The following is a 23,108-nucleotide window of genomic DNA, read 5'->3' on the forward strand; positions in this document are numbered from 1 at the left end:
CGCCTGAACAGCCCCCCGAAGCGGAGCCCGCCGCTGCCGGGCAGGAGCGCCCGGTCGGTGAAGAGGGGGACGTCCGGGTCGCCGGGCGCGCGGCGGGCGAGCCGCGGCGCGAGCAGGTCTGGTCGGAGGGCGAGACGCGCCGCGACGTCCGGCAGGAGCCGCCCGCGGCCGCCGAGCCCGCCCGGCAAGACCTCACCAAGCGCGACGACGGCCAACCCCCCGCCCCGGACGAGGGGCAAAGGCTGCGCCAGAGGTCCAGCGGAGAGGACGGCGACAAGAAGGTCGCCGGCCGGCGGACGCCCATGCCCCCCCGGGCACCGGCCGCTCAAGCCCCAGCCGCTCCGCCCGCGGCCTCTCAGGGCCGCGCCGACACGCCCGGCGTGCGGGAGACGCGGCAGGACGGCCCGTGGAAGCCGGGCCCGCAACAGCCGCGTCCACCACAACAGCCTCCGCAACAGCAAGGTCCGCCCGTGACGCGGCCGGACGTTCCGATGGTGCCCGGGGCGTTCGGGTCACAGCCGGAGGAGACGCCGGCGAACGGGGCGCGACCGGCCGAGGAGGTCCCGGCCCCGCGGCTGGAGCCGCCGAGGCCGTGGTCGAAGGGCCTGTCCAAGCCGCTGCGCGCGGTTCCCGAGCCCGCGCCGGAGCCGGAGCCGGGGCAGCAGGCGCCGCCGGTCGAACCGCCCCGGCCGGGCCCCGTGGAAGAGCAGCAGGCTCCGCCGCGCGAGGTCCGGTCGCAGCCGGCCTCGCCCGTCCGGCCGCGGCCGCTGCCGCCGCCACCGGCGCCGCCGCCGTCCGGTCCCGCGATCACGCCGCCCGATCCCGAGCACGAGGTCACCGGCGGCGGGCTGCGGCGGCTGTTCCACGCCGTCGGCGGCGGGCACGGCGACGTCGACGCCGACTACCAGCAGCGCCTCCAGCAGCCCTTCCGCGGGACGCGGCACGTCGTCGTGCTCGGCTGCACCGGCGGCGCCGGGCAGACGGTGACGGCGCTGATGCTGGGCCACACGTTCGCGCAGCACAACGGGGAGCCGATCGTCGCCGTCGACGTCAACCCTGGGCCGGGCGCCCTCGCGCGGCGCACGCGCAGCGACACCAACGAGACGCTCACCGGGCTCATCACGCGCGCCGACCAGGTCGGCTCCCTCACGGCGATGCGCCGGTACACCTCGCAGGCCAAGTCGGGCCTCGACGTCATCGCGGCGGGCAAGAACCCGCTGCAGGCACTCGACGACCGCGACTACGCGCTGGCGATCCGCACCATCGACAAGTTCTACTCGGTGACGCTGCTGGACGCGGCCGCCGCCGTCGTCGCGCGCGTCCTGCCGTACGCCGACCAGCTCGTGCTCGTCACCCCGGCCAGCGCCGACGCGCCGCGCGCGGTCGCGATGACGTTCGAGTGGCTGGACGGCCACGGCTACGAGGAGCTGCGGTCCCGCGCGGTGACGGTCATCAACGGGGTGAGCCGCCGCAGCATGGACGACGTCGAGCAGGCCGAGGCGATGGCGCGGGGGCGTTGCCGGGCGCTGGTGCGCATTCCATGGGATGATCACCTGAGCATGGACCGCGCGCCGCGCAACGAGCTGAAGTCGTTGCGCTCGCCGACGCGGCGTGCCTATCTTGCCCTGGCCGGCGTGGTCGCCGGCGGATTCACCGTGATGCCCGAGCGTTACCAGGAGTTCGAGCACGAGCAGGAGGCCACCCGATGAGCGCCCCTCGCGGGCATCGAGCGGAGACCCACATCAGCCTGGCCTTCCTTGCGGTCGCGCCTGACGTTGATGACCATCCGGAAGGCGAACACTTCCCCGCGCGGTCCTTCGCGACCGGCCGCGCCCCGGGACAATGGACCGGGATGGGGAGGACGGCATGACCAAGTCGAGCCGGCTGGCCGTGCGGTACTTCGACGACCGGGTGCTGCTCACCGACAACGCCGCCTGGGCCTACTTCCGCCTGCCCACGGTGTCGTACGAGTTCACCACGGGGGAGGAGCGCGAGGCGCTCGCCACCAACATCACCATCGCGCTCGCGGGCATCCGGATGCAGGACGCCGAGGTCCACCTGCGCATCGCGCACCGGACCTACCCTGCGGCCGACTGGGCGCTCGCGCTGGACCGGACGTCCGACGACGGCCCCGGGTGGCGGGAGTACCTGGAGGAGACGTACGCGCACGTGTGGGCCAAGGACTTCTGGACCAAGGAGGTCTACCTCGGGGTCCGGCTCGGGCCGCGCGGGATGGGCGCGCACCTGTCCGGCGGCGTCCTGTCGCAGCTCCTCGGGTTCTACAAGCGCAGCGAGAAGGTGCTCGGCGTCCACGACGACGCGATCGACAAGAAGGAGATCGCGCGCTGGACCGACCAGGCCGAACGCGTCGGCCGCGCGCTCGGCGGATCGGCCCTCTACGCCCGGCACGCCACCTCCACCGAGGTGGCGTGGCTGTTCCAGCACGCGGTGACGGGGTCGCTGGCCGATCCGCCGCCGTCGGCCGTCGCGCGCAGGACGTGGGGCAAGGGCGAGATCGAGTCGCTCGTCGAGGGCGCCATCCACAACGGGCGTTCCTACCTGCGGATCGAGCAGCCGAACTTCACCGGCACCGGCGCGGGCGCGACGGCCGCGTCGTACGTGGCGTACCTGTCGTTCGCGCGCTTCCCCGACCTGATGCCGTTCCCGGACGGCGAGCCCTGGTTCCACTACGCCGACGCGCTCCCGTTCCCCGTGGAGATCAGCGCCCGGATGAAGCTGATCCCGCCGGCGAAGGCGTCCAAGGACGTCTCCCGGAAGCTGGCGCACGCCCGCGACATGGACCAGCACATCCGGGAGGCGGGCGCCGAGGCGCCGATCGCGCTCGCGGAGCAGATCGACGCGGCGCGGATGCTGGAGCACGGCATCACCAAGGAGCGGCTGCCGTTCGTGTACGGGTGGCACCGGCTGATCGTGTCCGCGCCGACGGAGGAGCTGCTCGCCCAGCGGGTGGACGCCGTCGTCGAGCACTACCGCGACATCGGCATCGACGTCGTCAACTCCACCGGCGACCAGTTCTCGCTGCTGCTGGAGTCGCTGCCCGGCGACCAGATCAGGCTGAACGCGTACGCGCAGCGCCAGCCGCTGCGGACGATCGCGGGCGGCATGCCGGTCGCGACCGTCGACCTCGGCGACCGGACGGACGAGCACGACGAGGGCTGGATCGGCCCGTACGTCGGGGAGACGCTCGGCCGGGCCCGGTCGATCGTGCACTTCGACCCGCTGGTCGCGGCGGCGCGGAACCGTCCGACCGCGGTCGCGATCACCGGTGAGCCGGGCGGCGGGAAGACGACGCTGGCGCTGCTGCTGATCTACCAGATGGCGCTGCGCGGCGTCACGATCGCGGCGATCGACCCGAAGGGCGACGCCGAGTCGCTGGTGGAGCTGCTGAAGGCGCGCGGCCGGAAGGCGCGGATCCTGCCGCTCGGGTCGGCGGCGCCCGGCCTGCTCGACCCGTTCTCGTTCGGCGACGACCTCGCCACCATGAAGACGATGGCGACGGAGACGCTGCGGCTGCTGCTGCCGAGGATGTCGGAGGAGCGCGAGTCCGCGATGATCCAGGCGGTCGGCGCGGTCGCCAACGCCGAGCGCCCGTCGCTCGGACGCGTCGTCGACTACCTCGAAGGCGCGGACGACCCGGCGTCCAAGAACCTCGGCGCGGTGCTGCGGTCGATGTCGGAGATGCGGCTCGCGCGGCTGTGCTTCGACCCGTCCGGCGGCGACCGCATCGACACCGCCGGCTGGACGACCGTGTTCACGCTCGGCGGCCTCACCCTGCCGGACGTCGCGATCTCGCGGGAGGACTACTCCTACGAGCAGCGCCTGTCGGTCGCGCTGATGTACCTGGTGTCGCAGTTCGCGCGGCGGCTCATGCACGGCCTCGACCGGCGGCTGCCCAAGGCCATCTTCCTGGACGAGGCGTGGGCCATCACCTCGACGCCGGAGGGCGCGAAGCTGGTGCCGGAGGTGTCGCGCATGGGCCGGTCGCGCAACACCGCGCTGATCCTGGTCTCCCAGAACGCCGGCGACCTGCTGAACGAGCAGGTGACGAACTGCCTGTCATCGGTGTTCTGCTTCCGTTCCACGGAGCGGGTCGAGGTCGGCAACGTCATGGCGCTTCTCGGGGTGGAGGCGTCCGAGGAGCACAAGGCCGTGCTGCGCAACCTCGGCAACGGCGAATGCGTCTTCCGCGACCTCGACGGCCGGGCGGGGCGCATCGGCGTCGACCTGATCTCCGAGGAACTGCAGCGTTGGCTGGACACCAACCCGACCCGGTCCCGTCCGGGCTCGTCCGAACTCACCGCCGCGGGGGCCGAGGTCGAGGAGGTCAGTCGATGAGGGGTCCCCGCGACGGGACGGCGCGCCTGCAGCGCTCGCCCGGCGAAGGGCTCGACCGCGCCGTCCTGGAGCGGCGCGGCCGCCCCCGGCGGCGGCGTCGCGGGCACCCGCGCGCCCGCCGTTCGGCGCTGCTGCTGGTCGTCATGGCGCTGTTCATGATCGGCCCGCTGTCGCCGGCGATCGCGTCGGTCCCGAACCCGGACCTGCCGACCCCGAACGACGCGTGCAGCCCGGCGAAGAACCCGGCGCCCGAGCAGTACGGGTCCGGGACGGACGGCATGATCAAGCCGCCGGACTATCCGAGCGAGAAGCTGCAGCAGACCCCGGTCGAGAACCTGACGTACTACGACCGGTACGGCACCGCCGGGCAGTACTGGTACGCGGTCGACATGGGCTGCTCGGACGCGATGGCGCTGATGGGCAACGGCCTCGCCAACACCGTGTTCACGTTCGTCCGGGCGATCGACCGGGCCACGATCAGCGTCTACCAGGCGGCCGCGTCGCCCTCGCTGCTCGACTGGCTCAAGGACACCGTCGACGGCGTCATCACCGACATGGGCCAGACGTTCAACGCGCGCTACTGGTCGTGGGTGGTCATCCTCGGGGCGATGTGGCTGGCCTGGTGGGGGCTCGTCCGAAAACGGGCCAGCAAGGTCACCGAGGGCGTGATCTGGATGGTCGTCGCGATGGTGGCGCTGGTCTGGCTGATCGCGCGGCCATCGGACTTCACCACGCTCGGGACGACGACGTCGGAGGCGACGAGCGCCGCGTTCAACGCGGCGCTGCCGCAGAGCGACACCAAGGGCGGAGTGTGCATCCCGGCGCCCGGCGGCAAACCCGACCCGTCGGCGTCGGCGAACCTGGACGAGACGACGCGCAACGCGAACCGGCTGTGGGTGGCGCTGGTCTGCAAACCGTGGTTGCAGGGCATGTTCGGCACCACCGACCCCAACGCCACGATCGTCAAGGACAACGCCGACAAGCTGCTCTGGTCGCAGGCCGTCGACCTGCCGGAGACGTACGGCGACAACAACAGGGCCGATCTGGGGAAGAAGGCCGACGCCTACAAGGACGTCTCCAAGAACGTCAAGGACAAACATCCCGGGACATATCCGCTCTTCCAGGGCAAGAACTGGGAGAACCGGCTGGGGGTCGCGTTCGGCGGCCTGCTCGCGGCGATCGTCGCGGGCGTGCTGATCATGGTCATCGCCATCGCGCTGATCGTGGTGAAGATCGCGTTCCTGCTGCTGCTGGTGGCGGGGCCGATCTTCCTCGGGATCGGGATACATCCGGGCATCGGACGGGTCATCGCCATCCGCTGGCTGGAACTGCTGCTGTCCATGCTGCTCAAACAGGCCGCGCTGATCGGCGTGCTGTCGCTGCTGCTGTGGGCGTACGGGCTGATCCTCGGCGAGACGCTGCCGTGGGGGCTGCAGATCCTGCTCATCGCGCTGGTGACGTTCGCGGCGTTCGTGTACCGCAGGCCGTTCCAGCACCTGTTCTCGGCGGTCGGCTACGGGGCCGTGGGGTCGCGGGAGAAGAGCGAGGCGCTGCTCGACCGGTCCGTCTCCGAGACGCGCCGGAGCACGATCGCGGCCGTCGCCCCGTTCGGCGGCGCCGGGCTCGCGCGCTGGGCCAGGCGGGAGGCGGCCTCCGAGGCCGCCACCGCCCCGGCCGCGCAGCGCGACGCGGCGCCCGGCACCGCGGTCGCGGCCGACCGGCGCGGTGCCGGCGCGGCCGAGGGGCAGTCGCCGGAGGACGCGCCGGTGCTGGCGGCCAGGCCGCGCGGCGCCGGTACCGGCACCGCGGCACGCCAGGGACGGTCCCAGCGGGGCGCTCCGCCGCTGAACCTGCCGTCCCGCGCCGCCGCGGCGGCCGACCGCCGCACCGACGGCGGCGGTTCCGGCCCCGGCGGTTCCGGCGGTTCCGCCGAGGGCGTCGTGGTCGCCGGGGGCAAGTCGTCCCCCGGCGCCGGCTCGGGCGCGGGGACCAAGCGGCCGCCCTCCTGGACGGGACGCGGCGGTTCCGGCGGCGGTGTCAGCGGAGGCGGCAACGGCGGCTCGGGCGGCGGCGCCCGAGGCGGCGGCTCAGGCGGCTCAGGCGGCTCGGGCGGGCGTTCCGGCGGTTCCGGCGGTTCGGGAAGTTCGGGCGGCTCCGGCGGCGGTTCCGGTGGGAACGGCTGGGGCGGAGGCGGCTGGTTCGGAGGCGGCGGCGGTGGCCGTTCGCCCGGCGCGGCCGAGCGCGGCCGTGGCCGCGGCGGCTCCGGCAGCGGCGGCTCCGGTGGCGGCAACGGCGGTGGCGGTGGCGGTGGCCGCGGCGGCGGGTCCGGCTCCGGCGGCGGATCCGGGTCGAACATCCCCCGGCCGCGCGGCGGTGCGGGCTCCGGCCCGTCGAGGTCCCAGCCGGGCGAGCGGCGGACGCCCCCGCCGCTGTGGGGCAGGGGCGGCTCGCAGCAGGGCCCGTCGCTCCCGTTCTGGCTGCGTCCCGTCGACCGTCCGTCCGGTGAGGCGGAGCGGGACGACTGATGAACCTGAACGACCGGCAGCGCCGGTTCCTGTTCGGGGGCCTCGTCGTACTGCTCACCGCCATCGGCCTGTACCTGACGTTCGCCGCGCCCGAGGACGAGCCGGGCCGTCCGAAGGCGCGGCCGAGCGGCACGCCCACCGCAGGCCCGCCCGGCCCGGCGTCCCCGCCGCCGGGGATCCAGAACCCCGTGAACCCGGGCCAGTTCGACATCTACCGGCTGCTGCCGTTCAACCGCGAGGAGTTCGCCGCCGCGGCGGACCTGGCGCAGCGGTTCGTCGCCGCCTACGGGACGTACCGTTTCGACGAGGCGCCCGAGACGTACGCGACGCGGCTGTCCGGATTCGTCACCGACGACCTGAAAGCGCAGCTCGCGCGGGACGCCGCCACGCCGGGCCTGCTGGAGGAGCGGCGCCAGGACCAGGTCGTCGCGCAGGGCTCGGCGAGCCTCGACCAGGTCCGCACCATCGAGAACAACTCGATCATCTTCCTGGTGACCGGCACGCAGCGGGTCAGCGAGGGCACCACCGAGAGCAGCGACCGCAAGCGGTACGCGGTGACCGTGGCGCGCGACGGCGGCTCGCTGAAGATCTACTCCTTCGAGCCGGCGGACGTGGGCCAGGCGGGTGACACGGGATGAACCGCCGCGTGCTGATCGCCGCGGCGCTCGGCGCGGCGGCGGTGATGTTCGCCGGGCTGATCATCGTCCCGGTACTGCTCGGCGCGAGCCGGTTCATGTTCGGCGGCGGCGTCGCGGGCGGCAACTGCGTGACCGTGGCGGGCGCCGAGGCCCAGCCCGCCGCGGCGACCGACGCGAAGGCGATCCCCTCGAACTACCTGCAGCTCTACAAGACCGCGGGGGAGCGGTTCGGCATCCCGTGGAACGTCCTCGCCGGGATCGGCAAGGTCGAGACCAGCCACGGGACGTCCAACCTGCCCGGCGTCAAGAGCGGTGAGAACTACGCGGGCGCCGGCGGCCCGATGCAGTTCCTGCAGCCGACCTGGGACGCGTTCGCGGTCGACGGGAACAAGGACGGCAAGAAGGACCGGTACGACCCGGTGGACGCGATCCCGTCCGCCGCCGCGTACCTGAAGCACAACGGCGCCCCGCGCCGCATGCGGACCGCGATCTTCCAGTACAACCACTCGTGGGACTACGTGAACCTCGTCCTGGACTGGGCGAAGCGCTACGTGGGCGGTGACTTCAAGGTCGTCCAGGCGAACGGGATCGAGTGCGAGGACAACGAGCTCCCGGCGAACGCGTCCGCCCTCGTCCAGCGGATCATCTCGTTCGCGATGGCGCAGCGCGGCAAGCCGTACGTGTTCGGCGCCAACGGGCCCGACGCGTGGGACTGCTCCAGCATCATCCAGGCCGCGTACCGGACGGTCGGCCTGAACATCCCGCGCACCACGTTCCAGCAGTGGCCCTTCGGGGTGAAGATCGCGAAGGGTAAGGAACAACCCGGTGACTTGGTGTTCTTCAACTCCGGTCCGGGGACGTCGTCGAACAGTCCCGGGCATGTCGGGATGGTGATCGGCAAGGGCAAGATGATCGTGGCGAGCTGCTCGACGTGCGTCCCCGCGATCGGCGTGAAGCCCTACAAGCGGTCCGACTGGGTGGGGACGACCCGCCCGTTGGCGCGCCCCGACCTGAAGAAGAAGGTCAACGAGCTGGCCGCCGAGTAGCGGGGCGGCCGGCCGGATCGTCGGGCGTCAGCGGAAGCGGCGCTTGCCGATGACCAGGAGGATCTCGCGGAGCGCGTCGGCGGCGTCCCGGACGTCCCGCTGCGGCACGCCCGCCATGACCTCCTCGTGCGCGGCGCCCGACGCCTCCAGGGCGCGCTCGGTGACCTGGAGCCCCTCCCCGGTGAGCTGGACGAAGCGGCTGCGGGCGTCGCCGGTGTTGGCCTCCCGCTCGATGTAGCCGGCCCGCTGCAGCCGCTGCAGGACGTTGCTCGTCCCGCCCGAGGTGAGGAACGCCGACCGGGTGAGCTCGCTCGGCCGGAGCCGGTACGGCTCCCCCTCGCGCCGCAGGACGGTCAGCACCTCGAACTCGGCGTAGGTGAGGCCGAGTTCGGCGAGTTCGGCGCGCACGGCCTGCTGGACGAGCATGGCGATCCGCCCGGCCCGCTTGCTGACCTCCAGCATCGCGATGAGCGGTTCGGACAGGCCGTCCCGCCGCCACGCGTCCGCCACGGTGTCGATGTCGTCCCGCGGCCCGCCGTCGTCTACCCGCACGCCCCGAGAATACGCGCCGTCCCGGACACTCCAGCGTCGCGGTGCGGCCTGACGCGGGCCGTCCGCGGCCGATAAATACGGAGGGGAACCGTGGGACGGCGTGGCATGCTGATCGCGTGGAGGCCGAGATAACCATCCGAGTCGCCGACGAGTTGCTGATGTTCCTGCCGGCCGCGCGGCGGGAGCGGGTGAGCCGCGTGCCGTCCGACGGGACGTCGACGCTGGGGCACCTCGTGGAGTCGCTCGGCGTCCCGCTGCCCGAGGCCGGGCCGATGACCGTCGGCGGCGAGCCGGCCGGCCCCTCGACCCGGCCGGACGCCGGCGCCGAGGTGCGGGTGGCGGCCGTGCCGCGCCCGCAGCCCGTCCCGCTGGAGCCGGGCCAGGTCGCGCCGCGCTTCGTCCTCGACGTGCACCTCGGCACGCTGTCGCGCCGGATGCGCCTCGTCGGCCTCGACACCGCTTACCACAACGACATGGACGACCCGGCGCTGGTCGTCCAGGCGAACGAGGAGCGCCGCGTCCTGCTCACCCAGGACCGCGGGCTGCTCCGCCGCCGCGCCCTGTGGTTCGGCGCCTACGTCCGCGGCTCGCGCCCGGACGACCAGCTCCGCGACGTGCTCGACCGCTTCGCGCCCGTCCTGCGGCCGTGGACGCGCTGCACCGCCTGCAACGGGGAACTCGTCCCGGTCGACAAGCGGGAGATCGAACGCGACCTGGAGGCGGGCACCCGCCGCAGCTACGACGTCTACGGCCGCTGCGCCGGCTGCGGCCAGGTCTACTGGCGCGGCGCGCACGGCGGCCACCTGGAGAAGATCGTCCACGAGGCGACGCGGCTGGTCGAGGCGGCCACCGTCGCGAAATGACAGGGAGAGGGGCTGGTCGGCATCGTTCTCGTGGTGGTGGGCGCGGCGATCATCCAGGACGGGCGGCTGCTCAGCGCGCAGCGGGCCGAGCCGCCGCACATGGCGGGCGGCTGGGAACTGCCGGGCGGCAAGGTCGACCCGGGCGAGTCCGACGAGGACGCGCTGGTCCGCGAGTGCCACGAGGAACTCGCCGTCAAGGTCCGCCTGGGCCGCAGGATCGGCGACGACTGGCGACTGAGCGACCGTGCCGTCCTCCGGGTCTGGACGGCCCGCATCGTCGAAGGCGAACCCCGCGCCCTGGAACATCTGGCCCTCCGCTGGCTCTCCCAGGACGAGCTGTACGACGTCCCCTGGCTCCCGGGCGACCTCCCCGTAATCAACGCCCTAGCCCACCTGCACCTGTTAGGGAACTAAAACGCCTGCTGGGGCCTCGTCCGTTCGGGGTCGGTCAATCGGGATCATGGGCCGCGGCGGCTGGGGCGCCCGCGGTCCGGGATGGGTGGTATGCGGGGCCAAGTAGAATGGGGGCTGCCGCGTGTCGGCGGCGAATCCCGAACTCTCACGCAAGGCGAGCCCGCATGCCCATCTCCACGCGCGACGACCTCCGGAACGTCGCGATCGTCGCTCACGTCGACCACGGAAAGACGACGCTGGTCGACGCCATGCTCTGGCAGTCCGGCGCCTTCCGCGAGAACCAGGACGTCGACGACCGCGTGCTCGACTCCAACGACCTGGAGCGCGAGAAGGGGATCACCATCCTCGCGAAGAACACCGCCGTGCGGCACGGCGGGCTGACGATCAACATCATCGACACCCCGGGCCACGCCGACTTCGGCGGCGAGGTGGAGCGCGGGCTGTCCATGGTGGACGGCGTCGTCCTGCTGGTGGACGCCAGCGAGGGCCCCCTCCCGCAGACCCGGTTCGTCCTGCGCAAGGCGCTTGAGGCCAAGCTGCCGGTGATCCTGGTGGTGAACAAGACCGACCGTCCCGACGCCCGCATCGACGAGGTCGTGGACGAGACGTACGAGCTGTTCATGGACCTCGACGCCGACGAGGGCCAGATCGACTTCCCGATCGTGTACGCGTCCGGCCGCGCCGGGCGGGCCTCGCTCGACAAGCCCGCCGACGGTGAGATGCCCGGCAGTCCCGACCTTGAGCCGCTGTTCACGGTCATCACCGGCACGATCCCGGCGCCGTCCTACGACCCGGACGCGCCGCTGCAGGCGCACGTCACGAACCTGGACGCGTCCAGCTACCTGGGCCGGATCGCGCTCTGCCGCGTCCACGCCGGGACGATCAAGAAGGGCCAGCAGGTCGCCTGGTTCCGGCACGACGGCGGCGTCGACCGCGTCAGGATCACCGAGCTGCTGATGACGGACGCGCTCGACCGCAAGCCCGCCGACGAGGCGGGTCCCGGCGACATCATCGCGATCGCCGGCATCCCCGACATCATGATCGGCGACACCATCGCCGACCCGGACGACCCGCGCCCGCTGCCGCTGATCACCGTGGACGAGCCCGCGATCTCGATGACCGTCGGCACCAACACCGGGCCGATGGCCGGACGCGAGAAGGGCACCAAGGTCACCGCCCGGATGGTCAAGGACCGGCTCGACCGGGAGCTGGTCGGCAACGTGTCGATCCGGGTGCTGCCGACGGAGCGTCCGGACTCGTGGGAGGTGCAGGGCCGCGGCGAGCTGGCCCTCGCGATCCTCGTCGAGAACATGCGCCGCGAGGGCTACGAGCTGACGGTCGGCAAGCCGCAGGTCGTCACGAAGACCATCGACGGGAAGAAGCACGAGCCGGTCGAGCGGCTCACCGTCGACATCCCCGAGGAGCACCTCGGCGCCGTCACGCAGCTCATGGCCGTCCGCAAGGGGCGCATGGAGCACATGACGAACCACGGCACCGGCTGGATCCGGATGGAGTTCCTCGTCCCGGCGCGCGGCCTGATCGGGTTCCGCACCGAGTTCATGACCGAGACGCGCGGCACCGGCATGGCGCACCACGTGTTCGAGGGCTACGAGCCGTGGTTCGGGGAGCTGCGGACCCGCCCGTCCGGGTCCCTGGTCGCCGACCGCTCCGGTGCCGCCACGGCGTACGCGATCACGAACCTGCAGGACCGCGGCACCTTCTTCGTCGGGCCGACCACCGAGGTGTACGAGGGCATGATCGTCGGGGAGAACTCCCGGTCCGACGACATGGACGTCAACATCACCAAGGAGAAGAAGCTCACGAACATGCGGTCGTCCACCGGCGACGAGCTGGAGCGGCTCACCCCGCCGCGGCTGCTGTCGCTGGAGGAGGCGCTGGAGTTCTGCCGCGAGGACGAGTGCGTCGAGGTCACGCCGGGCGCCGTCCGCATCCGCAAGGTCGTCCTGGACGCCAAGGAGCGCGAGCGCATGCGCGCCCGCTCCAAGCGCGCCGGCTAGCGCGAAGACGGCATGTCAAAGGGCGGCCCCGCGGTCGATCACCGCGGGGCCGCCCTTTTCGCGCTGGTCAGTTCAGCTGGACGGTGCCGGTCACGTCGGCGGCCAGGCGGAGCTGGTCGCCGTTGCGGAGCGGTGCCTCCACGCCGCGCGGGAGCCGCTCGCCGTTGACGAACGTCCCGTTGGTGGAGCCTTCGTCACGCACCCACGCCGTCCCGGACGGGTCGAGCCACACCGTCGAGTGCCGCCGTGACACGTTGTCGTACTGCGTGAACGTGGACGCCACCGGTGACTGGCCCGCGTCCCGTCCGAGCACCAGGTGCTGCCCGACGGAGACCTTGAGCTCGCCTGTGGGGAACATCACGCGCAGGGTGGGCGTACCCTTCTGCGGCAGCGGGCGCAGGCACGAGTCGCACTGGGCGGCGCCCGGGTTGGGCAGGACCGCCTCGCAGTACGGGCACATGAACGCCGTGCCGTCGGGCTGCCGCCCCTGGTTGTGGTCGGGTGGCAGCAGCGTCGCCTCGCGCCCGTGCTGCGGCATCGGCGGGCCGCCGTGCTGCGGCGGCTGGCCGAACTGGTTGTCGCCCGGCCCCGGCTGCGGCGCGCCCCACGGGTCCTGCTGTGGCTGCTGCTGTTGCGGCTGCTGCTGTGGTGGTGCGCCCCACTGGTCCTGCGGCGGCTGGTACTGCTGCTCCTGCGGCGGCGAGTACTGGTCCTGCGGGGGTGGGAACTGCTGGTCCGCCGGGGGGAACTGCTGGTCGGGCTGCGGGTAGTCGGGCACGGGGGGCTGCTGCTGCGGCGCGCCCCACGGGTCCTGCTGGGGTTGCTGCTGTTGCTGCTGCGGCGCGCCCCACGGGTCGCCGGGCGGCTGCTGCTGAGGCATCGGAGACTGGCCCTGACCGCCGCCGTGCTGGTGCGGCTGCCCGTACGGGGACTGCCCGTGCTGCGGCTGCCCGTGCTGATCGGGCGCCTGCTGCTGGGGCACGGGCGGCGCGCCCCACGGGTCCTGCTGCTGCGGCTGTTGCTGCTGCGGCTGGCCCCAGGGGTCGGACGACTGCCCGGGCGGGCCGGGAGGCGGGGCCTGATGCTGAGGCGCCTGCTGCTGGTACGGGTCGGGGGCCTGCTGGTACTGGCCGCCCTGCTGCGGCCCCGGCGGGGGGCCGTACTGCGGCTGGCCGCCCTGCTGCGGGCCCGGCGGCGGGTAGCCCCGCTGCTGGTCGTCGTACCCGCCCGGGCCCTGCCGCTGGGCGCCGCCCGCGCGGGCGAGGTTGGCCCCGCAGCTCATGCAGAGCAGATCGCCCTGCTGGAACGGTTCGTCACAGACAGGACATTTCAAGGTCGCCATGACACATCCCCCGAGCGCACCCCGGCGCGGTCGAGCCTCGACGTGAGGTGATCCATATCACCCCTTCGCGGGATCCCGATGTAGTACACCCGCCTTCCCTCCGGCCCTTCGTCCACGGACACCTGTACTCGGGGCCCTGTATCTTCTCCAGTCTTCCCGATGCCGGCCAGTGCCCCGTACCGCTCGCGCCCCAGCGGGGACAGCGGCACGACACGCTGGTTGCCCGACCCCCTCCAGAGTAGAGAGCCACCCCTGGAGTGTCGCCCCCCGGGGTTGAGCCGATCGACGTACGGCCCTGCGATCACCGCGTCGCACATCTCCAGGATCTCGCGCGTCTCAGCGGTGCGGGAGAGCCGAGAGTAGACATATCCGCTGTAGACCAATATGTCCAATGTAATCGTCTCACGGTCACGGCGGTCCCGCCATGCGCGGACGCCGCGCAGCAGCGCCGCCAGCGCGGCCGGCTGCTCGAACGGCTCACCACCGGAAACGGTCACGCCGTCCACCGGTCCCGGCAGGGACTCCAGCCAGCCGAGCACCGCCTCGACGGGGACGGACTTGCCCGGATCGGCGTCCCACGTGTCGCGGGACAGGCAGCCGTGACAGTGCAGCGTGCAGCCCTGCGTCCAGATGCCCGCACGGGTTCCGGGGCCGAGTGTGGTCACCGGGTAGTGCGCCTTGGCGAGCATGAGCGTCGTCGCGAGGCCGCCTTCGGCCACCCCGCGGCCGGGCCCCTGAGCCTCGGCGGGCGTCACTGGAGATCCAGGTGGACGATGCTGCCCTCGCGCCGGATGCCCGTCACGGTGGTCTTCTCGTCCGGGACGAGTTCCCGGTCGAACAGCGCACGCGCCAGCGGGTTGACGAAGTACGACTCCAGCGCCATGCCGATGCCGCGCCCGCCCTTGTCCAGCTCCTCGGTGCACCACTCGCGGAGCGTCTGCAGCGCGTCGCTCTTCACGGCGAGGATGAGCCGGTGCTCGTCGGTGACGCGCTTGCAGATGTTCGCGAACTGCAGGTCGAAGATCTTCTGCGCGGCCTCGGCCGAGATGAAGTCGAACACCACGATGTTGTCGCCGAACCGGTTGAGCAGCTCAGGACGGTTCAGGACCTCGGTGAAATGGTCGGCGACGGCGCCCTTGATGCGCTGCTCCACCTCGTCGTAGGCCATCCCCGGTGTGATGTTCTGCACACGGCTCGCCGACCCGTACGGGGACACGTCCCGGGTCGTGAGGTCGCGCCCGGGCACGTACATCCCGAGGTTCGAGGTGAAGATCAGGATCGACTCGGAGAAGTGGACGGTGTTGCCGCGCCCGTCGGTGAGGCGGCCGTCCTCCAAGATCTGGAGGAACTTGTCCAGGATGCGCGGGTGCGCCTTCTCGATCTCGTCGAACAGCATCACGCGGAACGGGTCCTCGCGGACGGCGTTGGTCAGCTCCCCGCCCGCCTCGTGGCCCACGTAGCCGGGCGGCGACCCGATCAGCCGGTCGCCGGACCCCTCGCCGGAGAACTCGCTCATGTCGAACCGCAGGTAGGCGGACTCGTCCCCGAACACCAGCTCGGTGATCGCCTTCGCCAGCTCCGTCTTGCCGGTGCCGGTCGGGCCCGCGAAGAACAGCACGCCGCGCGGACGGCTGCCCGACCGGGTCGCCTGCGCGCCGGACAGGCCGAGCACCGCCCGCTTGAGGATGTCGAGGGTCTTGGTGACGGCCTGCGGCTGCCCGATCACCCGCTCCGGGACGCGCTTCTCGCCCTCCAGCACCCGGCGCCGCAGATGCCCGCGGCTCCACGGGTTGTCGAGCACGCCCAGCTTGTAGGTGCGGACGGCGTCCGGGAGGTCCGCCAGGTCGACGCTGCGCTCCTTCGCCAGCCGCGTAACCTCGATCATCGACTGGAGCGTCAGCCCGTCGGCCTGCTCGGCGAACGCGTCGCACGCCGCGGCGGCGACCTCGTCGGCCCCGACGTCGCTGACCCCGAACGCGCGGGCCAGCAGCCGCGCCGTCTCCTGCCGGTCGCCGAGATGCGGGCGCGGGATCGTGATCTCGCGGATCGTCTCGTTGTCGGTCGTCAGCCACGGCGGCAGGTCGCCCGGCCGCTCCACCAGCCACACGATCGGGTTGTAGAGCGGCTTCGGCCGCGGCCCCGTCACCCGGACGGGACGGGCGTTGCGCGACAGCTTCGCGCAGAACCGGAAGAAGTCGCGCTCGGACGGCTCCAGGTCGGTCGGGGTGCGGGCGATCCGCGACGCCGAGTCGATCACGAACGCGGCGCGGATGTTCTCCGCCGGCCTGGCCACCGCCGCCAGCTGCCGGGTCAGCGCCTCCAGCGACGGCTTCTCGTCCGCCTTGACCTTGCCGAGCAGCCGCTCCGCCGACCGCGCCGCCTCGTCCCCGACCTCGTCGCCGGCGCCGGGGTAGACCTGCAGGCCGTCCACCGGGTCGTACACGATCATGCAGGACGCGCCACTGGAGCGCAGCGTCTCCCACAGCAGCTCGCGCAGCGGCAGCAGCCGCGCCGGTCCGGTCGCGTCCAGCGGCGGCGCGAGGAAGCTGTCGTAGAGGTTGCCCGACAGGACGTACTGCGAGTGCACCGAGAGGGTCGCGTCCAGCTCGCGGATGAACGGCGGCCAGCCCTGCAGCCGCCCGCCGAGTGTCGGAGATTCAATGCTCATGCCTGCTCCTCGTGCGGGGGGCGGCCCCCGCACCCCCCGCTTCGCTCCCGCTCATCCGGCTTGCTCCACTCCGCTCTCAGCGCACGCCGGGGACGTCACTTGTGACGCTCCCGGCCGCGTTCGCGTTGGCCCGCACGGGTCCTAGTGTGCCGTGACCCGGCGGAGACCGGCAGTTCGCGGACCCCGGGGTCGAGGCGCCACGACACGTCCGAGCGGATTCCGGCGGCCTCCAGGCGGGTCCTCGCGTCCTCGAACGCCGCGCACCATTCGCGTTCCCGCTCGACGTCGACGCGCCGGTCGTCCTCGCTCTCGGCGGGCCGCTCCCGCACCATCGAGGCCCGCACGTGCGCCGCGCCGTCGACGCGCATCCGCACGCTGTGGTCGGGCCAGGCGCCCTTGGTCAGCGTCACGGTGCCGTCGCCGGCCGTCAGCGTCTCGAAACCCGCCTGGACCTCGTACCCGAGGTCCTCGAACGCGGCGGTGATCGAGTCGAGGACGTACCGGCGCTCGGCCTCGGCCTGCTCGGCGGCGTCGCGTTCCGCCGCCCGGCGGCGCTCGTCCTCCCGGCGCTCCGCGACGCGGCGGTTCGCGTCCTGGATCCGGAGCCGCACCTCGTGCAGGACGCCCTCGGCCTCGTCCGGCGTGCCGATCCCCGCCAGGAGCCGGGCGGCGTCCGCCACCGCCCGCTTCTCCTCGTCGGCCGCGTCCGGCAGCAGGCGCGCCATGATCCGCGCGAGGCTCCGCTGGACGGCGGCTCTCTCGTCCGCGTCGTTCCCGGGCTCCGGCCGCCGGGCGGTGTCGGTCTGGAGGCCCTCGGCGGGGGCGGCGAAGACCTGCGCGGTGACCTCGGCCGCCAGGTGCTCGGACAGGAGGCGTTCGGCCTCGTCCAGGAGCCGGTCGGTCGTCGCGCACCATTCGGTGAGTTCCCCGGCCGGACGTTCGTCAGGCCGCAGCTCCGCCGGGAGGGGCACTGCCGCGCCGAGCCTGTCCCGCGTCTCGGCGAGGGCCCCGATCCGCGCGTTGCGTGCCACGACCTCGCGGAGCGCGCGCTCCTGGGTCTCGACCTCGGCGAGCGCCGCCGCGCGGGCCTCGGCGCGTCCCTCCGCGAGCGCGGCCAGCGCCTCCGCGCCCCGGCCCGCGATCCCCGCGCCGTGCCCGAGGACGCGGTTCATGCCCAGGGTGAGGACCACCGCCATGTCCAGGACGATCTCCGCCTCGACGCCGCTGCTCACGCTTCCCCTCCGCCGCTCACACCGTCTCCACCACTGCCGCTCACGCCTTCCCTCCGGCGCCGCTCCGCGACTCCCGCCACCGGTGCAGGCGCATGCCCGCCATGACCGCGTGCGCGAACGCGCCCGCGGCCAACAGCAGCAGCCACAGCAGCGGCCCGAGCGGCATCACCGCGCCCAGCAGGATCAGGACGATCAGCAGCGGAAGCGTCCCCGCGAGGAACAGGAGCCCGCATCCGGGCCGCCCGGTGCGCCGCGCGGCGCCCGACATCGTCCGGGACGCCCTCGACACGCCGGACAGCGCCCGCCCGGCCGCCGCGAGCACCTTGGCGAACAACGACCACGGCCCGCCCGGCAGGTACTCCGCGCCCTGCGCGCGTGCCAGCATCACTTCGCTGCCGCACTGCACCGCCCAGGCGACCACCGACGCCGCGATCAGGACCCCGAGCGACGGGCCGGAGGACCGCTGGAACCCGCCGACCGCGCTGGGGCCGGTGTCGTCGCCGCCGAAGAGGGTGTCGACGGTCCAGCTTCCGAGCAGCCAGAACGCCAGGAGGGGGAGCGTCCACAGCAGGGCGCGGGTCGTGGCCGAGCCGCGCCCTGCGAGCCGCTGCCGCTCGCGGTCGGCCCATTGCGCGCGGAGGGCCTCGTCCTGCCGTTGGGCGGCGAGACGGTCGCGTGCCCGCGCCTCGGTCTCCACGACCGCCTCGGGCGCCGCCAGCGCGACCGCGAGCCGCCGCAGCGGATCGTCGCCGGCCCCGTCCGCCATCCAGGTGAACCACGGCGGAGGCTCGGCGACGGACGAGCGCGCCCGGGCGGCGCCGTCCGCGAGGTGCCGCCCGGCCTGCGCGGGGCGTGCCGCGAGGGCCAGCAGGGTGAGGAGGACGACGGGCGGGTCGTCCGTCCCGGCGTCAGGGAGCCGCGCGTCCAGCCCGGGGGGTGTCGCCTCCTGTGCCCGCAGCCAGCGGGCGAGGTCGTTCCACGCCGTCGCGTAGGCGCGCCACTGGTCGTCGACGCGGGCGAGTTCCGCTCCGCCCGCGAACCCGGCCAGTGCGGGCAGCAGGCCCCGCTCCCACAGGTCCCGCCCGATCCGGCAGGCGAGGTGGTGGTCGGGGTGGCGGCGGTCCTCGGCGAGGACGGCGAGGTTCGGCAGATCGTCGGCCGTCATCCGGCGGCCCAGGTAGTGGGGCGGGAGTTCGGGGTCCAGCCACCGCACCAGGTGCAGCAGCTTCACGTCGGGGGGCAGGCGTGTGGTGAGATGCCCGTCCACGAGGTCGATGCGGCCGTCGTCGCCGGGCAGCTCGGCGAGCCAGTCGCGCAGGCTCCGCCAGGCCTCCCCGGACTCGCCGCGCGCGAAGAAGTACCGGGCGGCGTGATCCCAGTCCTCGACGAGCGCGCGGGCCAGGTCGTCCCGGCGGGTGAAGCGGCGGCCCTTGAACGGGAGCCCGCTGCCCGACTCCGCCTGCGGGCTCTCTTCGGCGACCGGTGGTGAGCCGCCGTCGAGCCACTCCGTTATCTGCGCGCCCGTCCATCTCTTGCGCGGGTCGCGGGTCAGCAGGCCCTGGCACAGCAGCCGCAGTCTCGGGTCGGGGACGTCGTCCGCGCTCACCGGCCGGGTCGCCAGATGGTCGACCACCACGGTCTCGCTCAGCCCCTGGAACGGGGCCCGGCCCGTCGCCATCTCCCGGACGATCATGCCGAGCGACCACCAGTCGCGGGCGGGCGACACCTGCCCGGACAGCGACTCCGGCGCCGCGTACGCCAGCGTCCGCGACGACGACGCGAACACGACGCTCTGATCGAGCACCTTGCTCAGCCCGAAGTCGGCGATCGCCAGCCGCACCGGCCCGGCGCCCAGCACGAGGACGTTCTCCGGCTTGAGGTCGCGATGGACGATGCCCGCCCGGTGCAGCGCCGTCAGGCCGTCCGCGAGCTGCGCGGCGAACTCGGCGGCGGTCTCCGCGGGAAGCGGCCCTTCCCGCAGCAGCGAACGCAGGTTGCCGTCAGGCGCGTAGGCGGCGACCTCGTAGTCGCGCCCGTCGGCGTGGCCGGTCTCCAGGATCCGCAGCACGTGCGGCGAGTCCAGCTCGGGCAGCTTCGCCCAGACCTCCCGGTCGGCGCTGTACCCGCGGCGGAAGATCTTCGCCACGTACTCGTCGCCGCGCGCGTCCCGCACCAGGAGCAGATCCGACTCGGCGCCCTGGACGGGAAGCTCCGCGACCGCCTCGTACCGTTCGCCGAGCACGGCCGGGAGCCGCATCAGCGATTCGCCGCCGACCGCCGCCCCGGCGTCCCGCCGCGTCTCCGACGCCAGGTGCTGCGCTGACCCCGGGCGCGGCGCCGGCACCCGCGCGTCACGCCGGGTCGACCCGGCGTCCCGCGCCGGACCCGCGGCGTCGCGCCGCGTGTCCCGCGGCGGCGTCCCGCCACCGGGCCCGGTCTCGTCGAACTCGCCCACCGGCAGCCCCGTCTAATCCTTGTCCTTGATGGCCCGCAGATACTCGCTGATCTTGAACTGGTTGATCACGAACTCCAGGATGGTGCGGATCGTCAGCACCTGGAAGAGCCACACGAACGGGGACGAGAGCAGCAACAGGTAGCCGAACGACGAACCCTGGTCGATCCAGTCCAGCCCGTACCCCGCCATCAGCAGCGCCATCAGCGTGATCGGGACCAGCGAGAGCGCGTAGACGATCTTGACCAGCTTCGCGGTGACCATGTGGTCGAAGTTCATGTCGAACAACGCCCCGATCACGCCCTTGCTCCCCGGGTCGCGCGGGGGAGGTGTCCAGCCCGGGTGCTGGTCCTGCGGCCCGGCGGGCCCCGGCGCGCGAGGCCCGGGGACCGGTCCCTGGCCTGGTTGCGGCGGGCCCTGCGGCGGACCGTAGGGGCCTCCCGGTTGGCCGGCGCCATGCTGTCCGGCTCTCGGCTGACCGGGGCCGGGCTGTCCGGCCCCGTGCTGCCCGGGGCCGGGGCCTTGCGGGCGCGGTGGGTGACCGGGGTCCGATGGGTGCGTCATCGCCGTCGTCTCCAGTGTGGGGCCGCCTACAGGAAGACTCTAGAGCCTGCACCCCGCCAGCGCCGGGACCAGATATTTCGTACGGTTGTGGTGCCGAGGGGTCGAAGCAGGGCCGGATCAGGGCGAGGTTCAGTGGTCGCGTTCGTGTCGCTTCTCGTGGGGCTCGTCGTCGGCCTGCTCCTGGCGCCGCTGGCGGCACCGTTCGCCGGTGCCCTTCCGCGCCGCCGCCGCGTCCTGATGGGCCTGGTCACGGCCGCTTTGTACGGGATGCTCGGCTGGCGCGTCGGGCCTGAGCCCGTCCTGCCCGCGCTGCTCTACCTCGCCGCGGTCGGCACGCTCCTCGGGTTCATCGACATCAAGGCCAAGCGGCTTCCCGACCGCTTCACCCTGCCGTCCTACGGCATCGCGGCGGCGCTCCTGGCCGCGGCCGCGCCCTTCACCGGCGACGGCGCGCGACGTTTCGAGCACGCGCTCATCGGCATGGCGCTGCTGTTCGGGCTGTACTTCGTCCAGGCGTTCCTGGTTCCGTCCGGCATCGGCATGGGGGACGTCAAGCTGTCCGGCGTGCTCGGCCTCTACCTCGGCTGGTTCGGGCAGGACGCCTGGATACTGGGCCTGCTGGCGACGTACGTCCTCGGCGGCGTGGCCGGTGTCGGCATCATGATCGCCCGCCGGACCCGGAAGGGCGAGTTCGCGTTCGGCCCCTGCATGCTCGCCGGGGCGCTCCTCGCGCTCCTTTCCTTCTCCGCGCCCACGGCCTGACCGGCGGCTCCCGCAGGGCGTCAGCCGCAGAGCTTCTGGCCGCCCTTGATCCCTCCGCCGATCTTGTTGATCGCCGGCGGGGCGAGCCGCAGGCCGGTCCCGCCGATGACGAGCCGCACGCCGCCCGCCGGAGCGTTGGCGTCGGGGGTGAGCAGCGCGTCGGGGACGTCCCGTGCGAGCGCCGACGCCTGCGCCTCCGCGGCCGGCGCGAAGACGATGCGGCTCTCCGGGGCGACGGCGCCCTTCTCGACCTTCGTCGCCACCTTGAAACCGCGCCGGCGGAGCTGCTTCACGACGCGTTTCACCAGCGCGTCCCGTCCACCCGCTGCGACGACGGTGACGGTCACCTCGCCGGGGGCGGGCGGTGCCTGCTTCGCCTTGACGGGCTCGACCGGCTCCGCGGGCAGGTCGTTGTCGTGGCGGACCGCCTCGAACAGCGGCCTCGCCAGCTCCTGGTTCCACTGGACGCGGTTCGCGTCCGGCGCGTACCGCTCGACCGGGACGGTCACGAACCGCACCTGACCAGCGCTCATGCCCTTGAGGCCGTCGGCGAGCTTCCGCATCGCCGACAGGTCGAGCTCGTCGTCCGTCGTCACCGACTTGGTCGCGGCCTTGAGGAACTTGTACGTCTTGGCCGGGTCGGTGAGGACCTCGCCGCTGGTCGCCTTGTCGACGACCGCGGCCATGAACTTCTGCTGGCGTTCGATCCGCTCGAGGTCGGACCCGTTCCCGAGCGAATAGCGGGCCCGCACGTAGCCGAGGGCCTGCTCGCCCTTGACGGTCTGCTTCCCGGCCTTCAGATAAAGCTCCGCCCGCGGGTCGTTCACGGGCTTGTCGACGCAGATCTCGACGCCGCCCAAGGCGTCCACCATGCGCTTGAAACCCGAGAAGTCCACCTGCACGAAATGGTCGATGTGGATGCCGGTGAGCGACTCCAGCATCTTCCACGTGCAGGTCGGGCCCCCGAACGCGAACGCGGTGTTCAGCATCCCGAACCGCGCCGGAACGGTCCCGCCCTTCGCTTTCTCGCACGCGGGGATTTTCACCATCGAGTCGCGGGGGAAGCTGATCCCGACCGCCTGGTCCCTGTTGGGCGACAGGTGCAGCAGGATCGCGGTGTCCGACCGCGCCCCCGATATCTCGGCCGACCCGCCGTACTGGGCATTGTCGCCCTCACGCGTGTCGGATCCGATCAGCAGGATGTTGAGTGACTTGTTCAGTTTCCGCGGCCGGTCGGCGCCGAGCTGGTCGGTGACGTTCTGCGTCCTGATGCCGCCGACCAGGTCGTGATAAAGCCACGCCGCTCCCGCGCCCCCGAGAAGCATGACGACGACCAGGCCGAACGCGACACGTCGCAGAACCTTTCGCGGCCGTTTGCCCTCTCCGCCCGCGGCCGCCTTTTCTCCGTCCTCCGGACCCGAGCCTCCATCGTCACCCGCCGCGTCCGCGGATTCCGCGTCATTTCTCTCGTCCTTCGGCGCCCCGTTGGCACGGTCCTGCGGCGTCCCGGCTTCGGCGGCGTCGAGATCGTCCTGGCCGGGAACGGCCGCCCCGTCGTCCTTCGCTGCCCTTTCAGGAACGTCGGCCGGAGCGACCTGCGTGCCGGACGGCTCTTCGGTGGGCGTTGCCGCGCGCAGGCGGGTTTCGTCGAAGACGACGTCGGCGGTCTCCGAGGG

The 23,108-nt window shown here is 72.8% G+C and carries 19 protein-coding genes; 10 read left to right on the forward strand and 9 right to left on the reverse strand.

All coding sequences use genetic code 11. From position 1 onward, the window contains the following. Positions 1-215: hypothetical protein (locus tag ETD83_RS24455; RefSeq protein ID WP_138647519.1), on the reverse strand; the 215-nt coding region annotated here is incomplete at its 3' end. A 255-nt stretch (positions 216-470) separates the two neighbouring features. Here ETD83_RS24455 and ETD83_RS24460 point away from each other — a divergent pair. From ETD83_RS24460 to ETD83_RS24480, 5 genes are all read left to right on the forward strand, one after another. Then, on the forward strand, positions 471-1,709 hold the full coding sequence (locus tag ETD83_RS24460; protein WP_138647521.1) for a MinD/ParA family ATP-binding protein: 1,239 nt from the start codon (positions 471-473) through the stop codon (positions 1,707-1,709). 157 nt (positions 1,710-1,866) lie between these two features. Continuing rightward, entirely contained in the window at positions 1,867-4,356 is a 2,490-nt protein-coding gene (locus ETD83_RS24465) for an ATP-binding protein (protein ID WP_138647523.1), read from the forward strand. Then, entirely contained in the window at positions 4,353-6,881 is a 2,529-nt protein-coding gene (locus ETD83_RS45450; RefSeq protein WP_138647525.1) for a type IV secretion system protein, read from the forward strand. The genes ETD83_RS24465 and ETD83_RS45450 overlap by 4 nt, the downstream gene beginning before the upstream one ends. Continuing rightward, positions 6,881-7,519 (forward strand): hypothetical protein, encoded by a 639-nt coding sequence (locus tag ETD83_RS24475; RefSeq protein WP_138647527.1) that lies wholly within the window; start codon positions 6,881-6,883, stop codon positions 7,517-7,519. The genes ETD83_RS45450 and ETD83_RS24475 overlap by 1 nt, the downstream gene beginning before the upstream one ends. After that, complete coding sequence (locus ETD83_RS24480) at positions 7,516-8,565, forward strand: C40 family peptidase (RefSeq protein WP_138647529.1); 1,050 nt, start codon at positions 7,516-7,518, stop codon at positions 8,563-8,565. The genes ETD83_RS24475 and ETD83_RS24480 overlap by 4 nt, the downstream gene beginning before the upstream one ends. Before the next feature lie 27 nt (positions 8,566-8,592). Here ETD83_RS24480 and ETD83_RS24485 read toward each other — a convergent pair whose 3' ends face one another. Continuing rightward, positions 8,593-9,117 (reverse strand): MarR family winged helix-turn-helix transcriptional regulator, encoded by a 525-nt coding sequence (locus ETD83_RS24485; RefSeq protein ID WP_205717852.1) that lies wholly within the window; start codon positions 9,115-9,117, stop codon positions 8,593-8,595. 116 nt (positions 9,118-9,233) lie between these two features. Here ETD83_RS24485 and ETD83_RS24490 point away from each other — a divergent pair, with 116 nt between their 5' ends. The 3 genes from ETD83_RS24490 to typA all read left to right on the forward strand — a co-directional run bounded on the left by ETD83_RS24490 (position 9,234) and on the right by typA (position 12,412). Further along, positions 9,234-9,980 (forward strand): Mut7-C RNAse domain-containing protein, encoded by a 747-nt coding sequence (locus tag ETD83_RS24490; RefSeq protein WP_268920489.1) that lies wholly within the window; start codon positions 9,234-9,236, stop codon positions 9,978-9,980. Positions 9,981-10,016: 36 nt separating this feature from the next. After that, complete coding sequence (locus ETD83_RS24495; RefSeq protein WP_205717853.1) at positions 10,017-10,394, forward strand: (deoxy)nucleoside triphosphate pyrophosphohydrolase; 378 nt, start codon at positions 10,017-10,019, stop codon at positions 10,392-10,394. 164 nt (positions 10,395-10,558) lie between these two features. Beyond that, positions 10,559-12,412: a translational GTPase TypA gene (gene typA, locus ETD83_RS24500; RefSeq protein ID WP_138647532.1), complete on the forward strand. Its 1,854-nt coding sequence runs from the start codon at positions 10,559-10,561 to the stop codon at positions 12,410-12,412. 67 nt (positions 12,413-12,479) lie between these two features. On the opposite strand, the gene ETD83_RS42755 is transcribed toward typA, so the two are convergent. Next, entirely contained in the window at positions 12,480-12,950 is a 471-nt protein-coding gene (locus ETD83_RS42755; RefSeq protein ID WP_171064409.1) for an FHA domain-containing protein, read from the reverse strand. Here ETD83_RS42755 and ETD83_RS42760 point away from each other — a divergent pair. Beyond that, the gene (locus tag ETD83_RS42760) at positions 12,939-13,805 is read left to right on the forward strand and encodes a hypothetical protein (protein WP_171064410.1); all 867 of its coding nucleotides are present in this window, start codon (positions 12,939-12,941) and stop codon (positions 13,803-13,805) included. The genes ETD83_RS42755 and ETD83_RS42760 overlap by 12 nt on opposite strands. Here ETD83_RS42760 and ETD83_RS24510 read toward each other — a convergent pair. The 5 genes from ETD83_RS24510 to ETD83_RS24530 form a co-directional block, all read right to left on the reverse strand. Beyond that, positions 13,742-14,509, reverse strand: coding sequence for a 4Fe-4S single cluster domain-containing protein (locus tag ETD83_RS24510; RefSeq protein WP_230421146.1), 768 nt, complete (start codon positions 14,507-14,509; stop codon positions 13,742-13,744). The two genes, ETD83_RS42760 and ETD83_RS24510, sit on opposite strands and share 64 nt — an antisense overlap. Continuing rightward, complete coding sequence (locus ETD83_RS24515) at positions 14,506-16,422, reverse strand: AAA family ATPase (protein WP_138647535.1); 1,917 nt, start codon at positions 16,420-16,422, stop codon at positions 14,506-14,508. Before ETD83_RS24515 ends, ETD83_RS24510 begins: the two co-directional genes overlap by 4 nt. 95 nt (positions 16,423-16,517) lie before the next feature. Further along, on the reverse strand, positions 16,518-17,654 hold the full coding sequence (locus tag ETD83_RS24520; RefSeq protein ID WP_138647537.1) for a response regulator receiver protein: 1,137 nt from the start codon (positions 17,652-17,654) through the stop codon (positions 16,518-16,520). A gap of 40 nt (positions 17,655-17,694) precedes the next feature. Next, entirely contained in the window at positions 17,695-20,109 is a 2,415-nt protein-coding gene (locus ETD83_RS24525) for a serine/threonine-protein kinase (protein ID WP_138647538.1), read from the reverse strand. Positions 20,110-20,121: 12 nt separating this feature from the next. Continuing rightward, positions 20,122-20,406: a DUF4282 domain-containing protein gene (locus ETD83_RS24530; RefSeq protein ID WP_230421147.1), complete on the reverse strand. Its 285-nt coding sequence runs from the start codon at positions 20,404-20,406 to the stop codon at positions 20,122-20,124. Positions 20,407-20,814: 408 nt separating this feature from the next. Here ETD83_RS24530 and ETD83_RS24535 point away from each other — a divergent pair, with 408 nt between their 5' ends. Then, a complete protein-coding gene (locus ETD83_RS24535; protein ID WP_230421148.1) occupies positions 20,815-21,432 on the forward strand; it encodes a prepilin peptidase in 618 nt (205 codons plus the stop codon). Between the two features lie 20 nt (positions 21,433-21,452). On the opposite strand, the gene ETD83_RS24540 is transcribed toward ETD83_RS24535, so the two are convergent. Further along, a partial coding sequence (locus tag ETD83_RS24540; RefSeq protein WP_138647540.1) for an LCP family protein occupies positions 21,453-23,108 on the reverse strand: 1,656 nt, incomplete at its 5' end.

The sequence above is a fragment of the Actinomadura soli genome (genome assembly GCF_005889715.1).
Lineage (GTDB): Bacteria > Actinomycetota > Actinomycetes > Streptosporangiales > Streptosporangiaceae > Spirillospora > Spirillospora soli.

Coding starts and splice junctions, on each gene's coding strand:
- ETD83_RS24465 (WP_138647523.1), top strand. CDS start 1,867: ATGACCAAGTCGAGCCGGCTGGCCGTGCGGTACTTCGACGACCGGGTG.
- ETD83_RS45450 (WP_138647525.1), top strand. CDS start 4,353: ATGAGGGGTCCCCGCGACGGGACGGCGCGCCTGCAGCGCTCGCCCGGC.
- ETD83_RS24475 (WP_138647527.1), top strand. CDS start 6,881: ATGAACCTGAACGACCGGCAGCGCCGGTTCCTGTTCGGGGGCCTCGTC.
- ETD83_RS24480 (WP_138647529.1), top strand. CDS start 7,516: ATGAACCGCCGCGTGCTGATCGCCGCGGCGCTCGGCGCGGCGGCGGTG.
- typA (WP_138647532.1), top strand. CDS start 10,559: ATGCCCATCTCCACGCGCGACGACCTCCGGAACGTCGCGATCGTCGCT.
- ETD83_RS42755 (WP_171064409.1), bottom strand. CDS start 12,950: ATGCCGCAGCACGGGCGCGAGGCGACGCTGCTGCCACCCGACCACAAC.
- ETD83_RS24515 (WP_138647535.1), bottom strand. CDS start 16,422: ATGAGCATTGAATCTCCGACACTCGGCGGGCGGCTGCAGGGCTGGCCG.